We start from the raw sequence: 13,092 nt of genomic DNA, 5'->3' as shown, positions 1-13,092 counted from the left end.
CAAAGAATCAGGATGAAATACCTGCTAAATCCGGGATATTCATTAAAGGCCGGCTTCTGTCAGCAAATGATTGGTCAATACCCAGCTGAATGGCGCATCGGTTACACCGATCTGCCACACTAATTGCATTCCACTTTCAGATGCCAGTTGGGGCGTTCCTGCAGGTAGTCGATTAATTCGGTATTCAGTTCTACTCCCTTGCCATTGGTCATCAGTTCCGCGCTAATATTCGCCTCTGCATCCGATATATTGAAATGAATCGTACTATTGCCTTTATGGGTTTTGAGGTTCTGCCGCACAAATTGAATCATATCTTCGTTAACCTCAGCAGCGGGGAGAAATACCTGGAGTTTACGGGTCAGGTTTTTCTTGACGCTTTCCGCCAGGCAGATGCTGCTGATTTTAAAATCAAATTCTCCGTTAAACCGTTTTTTAAAATAGCCATTGATGAAAACCGTGGCACCCAATTGAAGGATAGCTGAATGCCTCAGGTATTCCTCAGAAAACAACATCAGTTCCAGTTTACCGCTATAATCTTCAATAACGAAACTCCCGAACTTATTGCCCGTTTTGGAAATCCGGTGTTGCGCATCACTGACCAGGCCCATGATGCGGAATGTGGCGTTGGAACTGACTTTTTCCGGTTCCTGGAGTTTATATTCATTGACATAAGCGATCCGGGCGATGCTGTAATGTTCCATTTCAAATTTGTAATCATCCAGCGGGTGGCCACTGATAAATATTCCGGTTACTTCTTTTTCGTTGTCCAGTTGTACCACGAGGGGCCAGGGCGCACAGTCCGGAATTTTTGGCTGTTCTACTTCCATGGCTTCACTCAGGTCTCCGAATAAGGTATGGGTATTTTGCTGGGACTCCGCCTGACAGACCTGGCCGAACTTAATAATTTTCTCCAACCCGTTAATTTGTTCCCCGGCTGGTGTATGAAAATACTGCGCACGGTGCAGTTCTGTGAAACAATCAAAGGCACCGGCATAGGCCAGGCTTTCCATCGTCCGTTTGTTCACTGTTCTTTGGTTCACCCTTTTGACCAGGTCGAATATGGAATCGAAAACGCCGTCCTTATTTCTTTCCTCAATAATACTCTCTACCGCCGCTTCCCCAACGCCTTTGAGGCCGCCGAGACCAAAACGGATCTCGCCTTTCTTGTTAACCGCAAACCCTTTCAGTGATTCATTCACATCCGGACCAAGCACTTCGAGGCCCATCCGTTTACATTCCTCCATGAAAAAAGTAATTTTCTCCAGAGAACCCGCATTGTTCAGCACGGCGGCCATGTACTCACTGGGATAATGGGCTTTCAGATAGGCGGTCTGATAGGCCACAAATGCATAGCAGGTAGAATGTGATTTGTTGAACGCATACTGGGCAAAAGCTTCCCAGTCGGTCCATATCTTTTCCAGTTTATCGGCGGGATGCCCTTTGTGTACAGCACCGTCAATAAACTGTTTCTTCATTTTGTCCAGCACCGCTTTCTGCTTTTTACCCATGGCTTTACGCAGCACATCGGCATCTCCCTTGCTGAACCCGGCGAGTTTCTGACTGAGCAGCATCACCTGCTCCTGGTATACCGTAATCCCATAAGTATCCTGCAGGAATTCTTCCATTTCAGGCAGGTCAAATACGACTTCCTCCCGGCCGTGTTTACGGTCCACATAGTTGGGGATATAAGCGATCGGGCCCGGCCGGTACAGGGCATTCATCGCAATCAAGTCATCAAAGCGGTCCGGCTTTAGTTCCCGCAGGTATTTCTGCATTCCCGCACTTTCGAACTGGAAGGTAGCATTGGTCTCCCCCCGCTGGTAGAGCCGGTAAGTAGCTTCATCATCCAGTGGAATATTGTCAATTTCTATATCGATGCCGTAATTAAGTTTGATCAGTTGTAGTGCATTCTTGATGATGGTCAGGGTCTTTAGCCCCAGGAAGTCCATTTTGATAACGCCGGCTTCTTCAATTACGCTGCCTTCAATCTGGGTAACCCATAGATCGGAATCCTTGGCAGTACTGACAGGCAGCAGGTCGGTCAGATCACGAGGAGCGATGATAATACCTGCCGCATGAATCCCTGTATTGCGCACTGAACCCTCGAGGATTTCCGCTTCATGGAGCACTTTGCTCTGAAGATCTTCGCCTTTATAAATTTCCCGGATTTTCTTTACCTGTTCCAGATCATCGGAACTCAGGCCTTCCTTTTCAACCAGGGATTTTGCGCCGTCCTTACCCTGCTGCAGGGGTGCATGCAAAACTCTTTTGAGGGAAATGCCCGGTTTCTCCGGTACCATTTTAGCCAGGGCATTGGAGTCGGCGAGTGGAAGGTCCATAACCCGGGCCACATCCTTGATGCTCATTTTGGCCGCCATGGTGCCATAGGTAATGATCTGGGCGACCTGATTCTTACCGTATTTGCGCACCACATAATCAATCACTTTCTGCCTTCCTTCATCATCAAAATCAGTATCGATATCTGGCATGCTTTTCCGGTCCGGGTTCAGAAAACGCTCAAACAGGAGGTTATATTTGATGGGGTCAATATTGGTAATACCGATACAATAAGCCACCACCGATCCGGCGGCAGATCCCCGTCCGGGTCCGATAAATACACCCGTATCCCGACCGGCTTTGATAAAATCGCTGACGATCAGAAAGTATCCGGCAAAACCCATGGTTTTAATGGTAAACAACTCGAAATCGATCCGTTCCTTCACTTCGCCTTCGAAGGCATCCGCGTAGCGCTCCCTCGCTCCTTCATAGGTCAGGTGTTTGAGGTATTCCCATTGATTAAGGGAATCTGCAGTGACCGTACCTTTTTCTGTTTTCTCATCCGTCTTATGGATCCTGAAATTATCAGGAATGGGAAAATTGGGTAAAAGGATGCTGCGCTTGAGGTCCAGTAATTCGATTTTATCGACGATGGCATTGGTATTGTCAATCGCCTGTGGAATATCAGCAAAGAGCCGCGACATTTCATCGGTGGTCTTAAAATAAAACTGATCATTGGCAAAAGCAAAACGCATGCCCCGGGTATTGACATCCTCATCGGAAAAATCACCCCGGAATGCAGGTGTTGCCTGTTTTTCACCCGTATTGATACAGAGCAGGATATCATGGGCGTTAAAATCTTCCTGTTCCACATAATGGGAGTCATTACTGGCAATGATCGGCACCTGGTATTTGGCGGCAAATCGCAATAATACTTCATTGACCTTATCCTGATCCGGAATGTCATGGCGTTGCAGTTCCACATAAAAGTCTTCGCCGAACAGATCCAGCCACCATTTAAACTCCTTTTCTGCTTCTGCCTCCCCGTTTCTCAGGATAGCCTGAGGGACGGAAGCCCCCAGACAACAGGTCGTGGCTATAAGCCCTTCATGATATTGTACAATCAGTTCTTTGTCGATCCGCGGATACTTGCCGTACAGGCCCTCGATAAAACCCAGTGAAGTGAGTTTAGTCAGGTTCCGGTAACCGGTTTCATTCTTGGCCAGCAGGATCTGGTGATAGCGTTTATCCTTTTTTTCTTTGGTAAAGGTTTTTTCGTGCCGGCTCGCCACCAAATAAAACTCACAACCCACTACAGGTTTTACTTTGGGCTTACCCTGTTCATCCAGGTGTTTATAGGCCTCGGCCACAAACTGGAACACCCCGAACATATTGCCATGGTCACTGATCGCCAGTGCGGGCATACCATCGGCAATCGCCTTTTTATAAAGGCTGCCGATCGGTGCTGCACCATCTAATAAAGAGTACTGGGTATGGACGTGTAAATGCGAAAATTTCATGAAACCTGCTCCGATTTAATATGCTGCAATGTGCCAAAAATTTTGCTTTCGCGTTAAATTCTTTATGCACATCTCCGGGATGCCCTTCTATTAAAACAGAAAAACATCTTGAGAGTTGATCTTTAATTTTCTTTAATAATCTTTACTTTAAGACAAATTTAACAAATCTTGGAAATCGCATCAATACAGGTACTGCAGGCCATTTTGGTGCTCCTGATGGATTCTGACTCAGTCTTTTATCTTGTCTCAGCCATCCAGGCCCACAGTCAAACACGTAACTTTAAAGGATCGAAAACATTGCCAAAATGGATAAAAGAAGAGATTTTTTAAAGAAGGCCATGCTGCTTTCCGGAGCGGCCGGTATGACCGCTTTTGTACCTGACTCCATCAAAGCTGCCATGGCGATCGACCCGCGTCCCGGCAGCAGTTACTTAGATGCAGAACATATTGTGATTCTGATGCAGGAAAACCGTTCCTTTGATCATTCCTTCGGCGCCCTGCAGGGCGTCCGGGGTTTTAATGACCCGCGGGCAATTCAATTACCTGACAAACTTCCCGTCTGGTTCCAGAAAAACGAAAAAGGGGATGCTTATGCGCCTTTCCGGCTGGACATCAAGAATACCAAGATCACCTGGATGGGCAGTTTGCCGCATTCGCGAAACAGTCAGGTGGATGCCCATAATAAGGGAAAATACGACAAATGGCTGCTGGCCAAGAAATCAGGCAATAAGAAGTTTTCCGATATGCCGCTGACTATGGGTCATTATACCCGGGAAGACCTACCTTTTTATTATGCCATGGCGGATGCTTTTACAGTTTGTGATCAGAACTTTTGTTCTGTAATGACCAGTACCACGCCCAACCGCTCGTTTTTCTGGACCGCCAATATTATGAACGAAGAAGAAGGCCGGGCCAAAGCCAATATCCGGAATACAGATTTTGGACATGCCAAGCATGTCTGGAAAACCTTTCCGGAACTGCTCAGCGAAAATGGCGTAGACTGGAAATTTTACCAGAACGAAATCAGCTGTGGTGGTGGGTTTCAGGGACAGGAACGTTCCTGGCTGGCCAATTTTGGCTGCAACCTGCTGGAATTTTTTGCCGCCTATAATGTCAAATTTGCACCAAGATATATCCAGAGTCTGCAACAACAGGTAGATACCCTCCCCGGAGAGATCGGCGCCCTGATAGAAGCCAGCCCCGGAGAAACAGACGCTAAAAAAACCAAGGCCGCGATTCGCAATAAACAAAAAGCACTGGACCGGGCCCGGGCAGAACTACAGCGCTGGAACCTGGACAACTTTGAAAAATTACCGGCAGAAGAAAAACAGCTATTTTTTAATGCCTTTGTCACCAATAAGGACAATCCGGACTACCGTAAACTTGACCAACTCAAATATGAGGAAAATGGTCAGGTCCGGGAGCTGGCCGTCCCTGCCGGTGATATATTTTATCAGTTCCGCAAGGATGTAAAAGAGGGCAAATTGCCTTCCGTCTCCTGGCTGGCAGGTCCCCAGAATTTTTCCGATCACCCCAGCGCTCCCTGGTATGGCGCCTGGTACCTTTCAGAAATCCTGGACATACTCACCCAAAAACCCGAAATCTGGCAAAAAACCATATTCATCATCACTTATGATGAAAATGACGGTTACTATGATCATATTCCACCCTTTTCTATTTCGGACAACATACTGCCGGGAACCGGTAAATGTGCACCCCATATGGATACCGAGATCGAGCATGTCCGGCTGGCGAATGAATTGGCCCAGGGGATCCCGAAAAGCCAGGCCCGGGAAGCCCCGGTGGGACTGGGGTTTCGGGTACCGATGATCATTGCTTCTCCCTGGAGCCGGGGCGGCAAGGTTTGCTCTCAGCTTTTTGAACATACGTCCACATTACAATTCCTGGAAACCTTCTATAGTAAGAAACTTAAAAAAGAAATCCGCTTCGACAATATCAATCCCTGGCGCAGGGCCATCAGTGGCGATTTGACCTCGGCCTTTACCAAATTCGAGAAGGCGGAGGACCGTGATCTGGCATTTCTCGATCGCGATCAGTTTATCGAAACCATTTACAATGCCAAATTCACAAGGGAACCGGGATTTACCCGGGCGGATCCGGCTGACCTGGCAAAAGGAAATTACGGTCCCTGGCTACCCCGGCAGGAAAAAGGTACCCGCCCTGCCTGTCCCCTGCCCTATGAACTCTATGCCAACGGCCATTATAACAGGGCTACCAAACAGTTTACCATTGGGCTGCAGGCCGCTCAGAAGCAATTTGGAAAGCGGGCAGCGGGCGCCCCTTTCCGGGTCTATGCCATGGGCAGTCACCGCAGCATCGATGGAAAATCTTTCGAGACCAACCGCAGTTGGAACTTTACTGTGGCAGCCGGTCATCAACTGGAAGATAGCTGGAAAACCGCGGATTTTAAAGACGGACAGTATTTCCTGAGGGTGTATGGGCCCAATGGATTTTACCGGGAATTCACCGGCAGTGACAAAGATCCGGCATTCCGGCTGGCCTGTGGCTACCGTGTGCAGGAAGAACAGGGAAATCTGTTACTACAGTTTGACAATCAGGGGGCTACCGCTTTGGATATTGAAATTACTGATAATGGATATGGCAATGCACCCCTGCAGCAGCAGATTGCCGCTGGCAGTCAAAAACCCCTATTGCTCCATTTGAAAAAATCCTCCGGCTGGTATGATATCACCGTTACGGTAAAAGGTCATCCGGACTTTTCCCAGACTTTCGCAGGACATGTGGAAACAGGGATTGCCGGAATCACTGACCCCCTAATGGGTCGCATCGTGTAAAAAACAGGGATTTTAATAATTAAACAACTAATAATCAAGTCATTAAAAATGACAATGCCGGTATTTATTTCCAACGGTTCTACAGCTATTGGGCGGTATTTTGCTAAAAATCAATCAAAAGGCTCGAAAGACTGCAGCCTGTTAAAAAAATATTAGGATTTTCACAATATTTGCAAGTTTCCGGCGTTTTAATAATTCTGTCAGACAATAATCCGTTCTATAGACTGGATTTTATTATTAAACTGGGATTTGACGTATTTATGATGAGGATTTTTTTATTCGGATTTATAGCAGCTGTTGGCTTAAGTAGCTGCTCCGGTTCGATGAAGCTTACCAATCAGTACAGCCCTTACAAGCCTGTAACGGCAAAATCTTCCGGCCCCAATTATAATCCTGAGCTTCCCGCCATTCAGGATGTTAGTGTCACTGCCCGCAATTCAAAATCTTATACCCGGCAACAAAAAGTGACAGAGACCCTGGCGCCCAAGGACCTGGAACTGGAGCTGGAAGACGCAGCACTGAACCTCTCGACAAACTTTCAACCCACTGAACTACAACTAAAATACAGTTCTCTTCTTGAAGTTTTACCAGGAAAACTCCTTAATACCCGTTTACTGGAATCCATTGACGAATGGTATGGAACCCGGTATCGCTATGGAGGCACGACCAAAAAAGGTGTCGACTGCAGCGCCTTTGTTCGTGCTGTATGTCAGGATGCATTTGACATCTATTTGCCCCGTACCGCCCGGGAACAGTACCGGGCAGTCAGAAGGATTTCCACTACCGAATTGAAAGAAGGAGATCTGGTCTTTTTTAATACAACCGGAGGCGTGTCCCATGTAGGTATGTACCTGAGAAACAACAAATTCGTACATGCGTCTTCCAGTCGTGGCGTAATTGTCAGCGATTTATATGATGCTTATTATATCAGCCGCTTTCTGGGTGGCGGCCGGATCAAGGATCGCGACCATCAGAAGGACCAGCAGGGCTATCTGGCCGCGGCCAACAGAAACGATTAACCCACTTCTGAATTCAAAATATTTACGACCGGCGCCTGCCGGTTTTTTTGGCTTTAGCCGCCAGGGGGCCATCCGAAGCTCCGGACATGGGATTTCAAAATCAGTCAGGGGCAGGTGCGGCGCGTATCCGGTAAACCGTCTCGCGTTAAAATGAACTGCATGGCCCGGAAAATACAGGCAGAAAAACATAAAGGCTGGCAAAATCAACGAAAACCAAAGCGACACCAGGGCATTATGCCATAAGAAGCATTAGGGCAATTTGCGCGTTGGCTTCCTTAAAGGAGGGCTTTACCGGTCGTCCGCTTTTCGACGACCGCGGTTGATCAGTGAAATCAGTACCGGTTGTATATCCGGGGAAGGTTTGAGCAGGAACAAGCCCAGCCCGAAAATGGCGATGGCCAGAAGGCTGCGTGCAAAAAGACCTTCCAGCCCGGTCATTTGATGAAAAGCCAGCCAGGCTACCATAAAACTGACCAGCCCCAGGTTCAGTACACCTACCGATTTAGGGGTAAAAGGAAAAAGCCGGTACCTTTTCCATAAAAAAACGATACGGATCAGGTTGTATACCGAAAAGGAAATCAGGTTGGCCAGTGCTGGCCCAAGAATATCCAGTCTTTTGGTCAGCAGATAGTTTAAGGGCAACATCAGCACCAGCAAAACAATCCCGCTAACCAGCTCAAAACGCCAATAAGTAGAAGTACCTATGATCTGGGCATTGACGCCACTGCCCATATCCACAATCCGCATCAGACCCAGTAAAACAAATACCTGAAAACCGGCCAGATACTCCGGCTTCAGCCGGAATACCAACACCGCCTGTTGATAATTCAGACAGATCAGTACAAACATCAGTACTGCAAAAATCAAAAGGTTAATCGATGACCGCTGATAGATTGTTCTGATGGAACGAAGATTTTTATCTTTCCAGGCCTGGGCCAAATGGGGAATGGAGGCGGCAATAATGCCTCGCTGCGGTGCCTGAATCAAGCCCGTAAGGATATAGGCCAGGCTGAATATACCTACTTTGGTCATACCGTCATCCAGGGTGGCGCCGATCACAAAGGAATCGAATACCTGGGACAAAGTAAAAACCAGCCCGCCCCCGTAAATAAACAGACTGAACCGGGCTATTTTTTTCAAAAAACGCCGGGTGACTTTGCTGACACGGAATACAAAATAGACTTTACGGGTAGCGATAAGGAAAATCAGGAGTGTAATTGCGATGCCGGCATAACTCAGGGCATAGAGTTTAATAAAATGACTGAAATCAGGAATAATATTAAAAAGGAATAATACAATCAACACGGTGGTCAGCAGCCGCCATTCGACTTCCTTTAAAAAAGTCGTGAAAACCGACTTGTGCAGGCTCCAGGCATAGGCTTCCAGCACATTATAAATCGTCAGACCCAGCCCGAAGGGAAATACCCAGTAATAATAGGTAACAAATAGCGGGGAATTTGCGCCGAATTTCCGGTAAACCAGGTCCTTGAAAAGAATGCCCAGAATCATTACCAACAGGAAGCCCGCCAGGCCGACCAACAGGGCCCAGGCCAGCATATCATTTCTTTCGGGCTTCAGGTTGTCATTATAATAGGGATAGAACTTGTAAACAAATGCAGGCATGGCGATGGCCGACAGCGACGCAATCATAGCCGCCACATCTATAAATATCTTAGTCAACCCGTATTCTTCGGTAGTGAACAGGCCTTCCTTGACGAAAAAATAGGTGTTCAACAGGCCTACAGCGAAACCCAGGTAGGTTACCAGCGAAGATAATATGCTTTGCCGCCTGATTTTTACACTCATCCTTGTAAAGGTTTGGAGATCCGTAGGCAATTACCCTGATCAGGGCAGGGACCCGGCGGATCAGACACCAGTCAAACTTAAACTAATCTTTTTTAACGGTGATATAAAAATCCGCAGCTACAGTCAGCGAATCTCCCCCTGCCTCCGTGGTACTGATGGTCTGCCATTGGGTAGTCGGATGAATCCAGCGTCCGTTCATCAGTTTTACCGGCATGTCAAAACCCGCTACAACTTGATTCCATTTATAAGAAAGCCGGGAACCCGACTGATGGTATTGCAATACGGGAACCTGAGTGGTCCGCAGGTATTGATCAAAAATCTTCTGCAGGTCTTTCCCTGATTTCTCACTGAAATATTGTTCCACCTGGGCGCCGGTTACCGTCTGGTGATAAAAATCGCGATTCAGCCCCCGCAGGATATCCCGGAACAAGTGATCATCATTGATGACCTGACGAATGGTATGCAACATACTTCCCCCCTTGTCGTACATGTCCCCACTACCTTCGTTATTCACGCCATAATGGCCAACGATGGGTTCCTTGTTCTGGATGATCCGACGCTGACCGATCACATAGGCGCTTCCGGCAGTTTTACCATGCCGGCATTCCACAAACATGGTTTCCGAATAATTGGTAAAGGATTCGTGAACCCACATATCGGCCAGGTCCTTGGAAGTAATATTATTACCAAACCATTCATGACCGCTTTCGTGGACGATGATAAAGTCCCAGTCCTCGCCCCAGCCGCTTCCGGAACGATCGCGGCCCAGGTAACCATTCAGGTACTTGTTTCCATAAGCCACGGCACTTTGATGCTCCATACCCAGATGAGGCGCATCCACCAGCTTATAGCCGTCTTCATAAAAGGGATAAGGGCCCATCCAGTATTCAAAACAATGTAACATGGGCTTTACCAGCTCAAAATGCTTACGGGCCTTCTTCAGGTTGTAATCCAACACCCAATAGGAAAGATCGAGGCGGCCCCTGGCCCCCATCAGGGTATCGGTGAAGTTTACATAATGGCCGATATAAGGCGTGATATTATAATTATTAATCGGCTGGGTCACTTTCCAGGTCCAGGCAACCTGCCCGTTCCGGTCCGATTTCCTGGATACCAGCCGCCCATTGCTGACTGCCGTCAGTTCCGGGGGAGTATGAATGGTCAGGGACATCCCCTTTTCGGGCTCATCACCCTGATAATCTTTACAGGGATACCAGGCGCTCGCACCCAAACCCTGTACCGCTGTACTGATAAAGGGTCTTCCCAGACTGTCTTTGGCAAAAATCCAGCCGCCATCCCAGGGCGGTGTTACTGCAATACGTGGATTGCCGGAAAAATAGCACCTGAGCTTGAGCATGCTGCCCGGCGTCCCCCATTTTTTCGCAGACACCCAGTAAACATTGCCCTCCCTTTTTAATGCCAGCGCAAGGCCGGTTTTGGTATCCACGACTTTTTCAAGTATCATCGGCGTCTGCAGGTCCAGTTGCAGGTCGCCGACTGGCTGATCCGTTATTTTCAGGGTCATCTCATTGCAACCCCAGATCCGTTGTTTTTCTATATCAAAATGCAGCGAAATCCCATAATGGCGGACATCCCACCAGTAACGTCCCGATCCATTGGTCCCCCGCAGGCTGTCCTGACGGGTAAATACCTTTGGTTGGCCACTGAGTAGCTGAGCGGTTGCGGTATCCGGCATCCACATAACTGTCAGTAACAGCCCAAAAATAATTTGCTTTAAAAGCTTCATCACTCCTTTTTGAATTGTAAATTTAGCCGTTCATGCGCAAACACAAAACAATATTTGACCAGTGGTGGATCCTGAAGATGCTGGTATTGTTGCAAGTACTGGCCTGCCATTCCGGCGTCGATCAGCATAAAATGATATTCCGTTACAACGAATATGCGGGTATTGCCTCCCTGGATCCGGCATTTGCAAAGAATCAATCAACCATGTGGCCCGCCCACCAGTTGTTTAACACGCTGGTGGAGATCGATGACAGCCTGAATATCCGACCTTCCCTGGCTATCCGGTGGGAGATTTCCGCCGATAAAAAAGTCTATACTTTCTACCTGCGCAATGACGTTTTTTTTCATGATGACGCCTGTTTCCCCGGGGGCAGGGGCCGCAGACTGGTGGCAGCCGATGTGGCCTATAGCTTCAATCGCATCATCGATCCGGCGACAGCCAGCCCTGGTGCCTGGATCTTCAATGGCAAGGCCGACTCTCTGCAGCCCTTTACCGCCCTCAATGATACTGTCTTCAGGTTACAACTGCTTCGTCCCTACCAACCGATTCTGGGCATTTTATCGATGCAATACTGTTCTGTGGTCGCCCCGGAAGCGGTTGAAAAATACGGTAAAGGCTTCCGGGCCCATCCGGTAGGTTCCGGCCCCTTCCGTTTTGTTGCCTGGGAAGAAGGCCAGGCTTTGATATTTAGCAGAAACGCCCGTTATTTCGAAAAAGACAGTCAGGGACGGCAACTGCCCTATCTCGACGGCATCAAGATCAGCTTCAAGGACAGCCGGGCCACCGAATTTCTGCTTTTCCGCCAGAGACAGTTGGATTTTATCAATGAGCTGGATCCCAGCTTTAAGGACGAAGTGCTCACCAAACAGGGCCGGCTGCGCCGGTTCTGGGAGGACAAGATCATCTTACAAACCGAGCCCTACCTGAATATAGAATACCTGGGGTTCCTGATGGACAGTACCAACCCACTGGTTCGAAATTCACCCCTGCGTTTTAAAAAAATCCGCCAGGCCATAAACTATGGATTTGACCGGCGCAAAATGATTCTCTACCTGCGCAATTCCCTGGGCACCCCTGCTGAGCAGGGCTTTGTTCCCAAGGGCTTACCTTCTTTCAGTGAAACGGCGGTTACAGGTTATACCTATCAACCGCAGAAATCGGCCGCATTACTTCGGGACGCTGGTTTCCCCAATGGGAAAGGCCTGCCGGTCATCAAATTACTGACCATTGCTATTTATGGTGATTTTGCCAATTTTATAGCCAAGCAGCTGGGCGAACTAGGTATCCCGGTCCAGGTAGAGGTCGTGCAGAAATCCCTGCTTTTTGAAATGACGGCGGGTTCAAAAGCGGCGTTTTTCCGGGGAGGATGGATTGCTGATTACCCGGACGCGGAAAATTATCTGTCGGTTTTTTATTCTAAAAATCCGGCACCCCCGAATTACACCCGTTATAGTAATCCCGAGTTCGACCGCGTTTTCGAAGCGGCCATCCGCGAAACCAATGATTCACTGCGTTATCTGCTCTACCAGCAGGCGGATCAGATCGCGATCGATGATGCCCCCGTCGTGCCGCTCTGGTACGACAAAGTCATTCATCTGGTACAGAAAAATGTCCATGGATTTTCTTCGAATGCCCTGAACCTGCTGGAGCTCAGAACGACACGGATAGAATAGTCAAACGCCGTCAGTCCCACCCTGGAGCGGGCAGCCTGCAGCGTTTTTATTTATTAGGGGTTTCGCTGTTTAATTGCTGCCAAAAAGATTACCCACGGCGGATTCCAGCATAGGGAATTTCTCCACTACATAACTTTTGATGGTTTCCAGGGCTTTGGCGGCCTGTTCATCGGACAGTCCGGCTTCCGCTTTTAATTTTTCCAGTAATTCGTTCATATGGGGGATTATAAATTT

Annotated in this window: 7 protein-coding genes; 3 read left to right on the top strand and 4 right to left on the bottom strand. The window is 48.2% G+C overall.

Annotated features, from left to right (window positions below):
- Positions 1-119: 119 nt before the first annotated feature.
- Positions 120-3,797, bottom strand: a complete 3,678-nt coding sequence (dnaE, locus tag ACYVI9_RS11725; RefSeq protein ID WP_460764757.1) for a DNA polymerase III subunit alpha — start codon at positions 3,795-3,797, stop codon at positions 120-122.
- A 305-nt stretch (positions 3,798-4,102) separates the two neighbouring features.
- Here dnaE and ACYVI9_RS11720 point away from each other — a divergent pair, with 305 nt between their 5' ends.
- Both ACYVI9_RS11720 and ACYVI9_RS11715 read left to right on the top strand, forming a co-directional pair.
- Positions 4,103-6,613 carry a phosphocholine-specific phospholipase C gene (locus ACYVI9_RS11720; protein WP_460764756.1) on the top strand — a complete coding sequence of 837 codons (2,511 nt, stop codon included), beginning with the start codon at positions 4,103-4,105 and terminating at the stop codon, positions 6,611-6,613.
- Positions 6,614-6,936: 323 nt separating this feature from the next.
- Positions 6,937-7,632 (top strand): C40 family peptidase, encoded by a 696-nt coding sequence (locus ACYVI9_RS11715; protein ID WP_460764755.1) that lies wholly within the window; start codon positions 6,937-6,939, stop codon positions 7,630-7,632.
- 288 nt (positions 7,633-7,920) lie between these two features.
- Here ACYVI9_RS11715 and ACYVI9_RS11710 read toward each other — a convergent pair whose 3' ends face one another.
- Positions 7,921-9,438, bottom strand: coding sequence for a lipopolysaccharide biosynthesis protein (locus ACYVI9_RS11710; protein WP_460764754.1), 1,518 nt, complete (start codon positions 9,436-9,438; stop codon positions 7,921-7,923).
- An 82-nt stretch (positions 9,439-9,520) separates the two neighbouring features.
- A complete protein-coding gene (locus ACYVI9_RS11705; protein ID WP_460764753.1) occupies positions 9,521-11,185 on the bottom strand; it encodes a M1 family metallopeptidase in 1,665 nt (554 codons plus the stop codon).
- A gap of 32 nt (positions 11,186-11,217) precedes the next feature.
- On the opposite strand from ACYVI9_RS11705, the gene ACYVI9_RS11700 reads away from it, so the two are divergent.
- On the top strand, positions 11,218-12,858 hold the full coding sequence (locus tag ACYVI9_RS11700; protein WP_460764752.1) for an ABC transporter substrate-binding protein: 1,641 nt from the start codon (positions 11,218-11,220) through the stop codon (positions 12,856-12,858).
- Positions 12,859-12,927: 69 nt separating this feature from the next.
- Here the strand turns inward: ACYVI9_RS11700 and ACYVI9_RS11695 are convergent, their stop codons facing one another.
- A complete protein-coding gene (locus ACYVI9_RS11695; RefSeq protein WP_460764751.1) occupies positions 12,928-13,074 on the bottom strand; it encodes a hypothetical protein in 147 nt (48 codons plus the stop codon).
- Between the last annotated feature and the right edge of the window lie 18 nt (positions 13,075-13,092).

It is taken from the genome of Niabella terrae (genome assembly GCF_054783135.1).
This window is presented reverse-complemented; position numbering and strand designations above follow the sequence as displayed.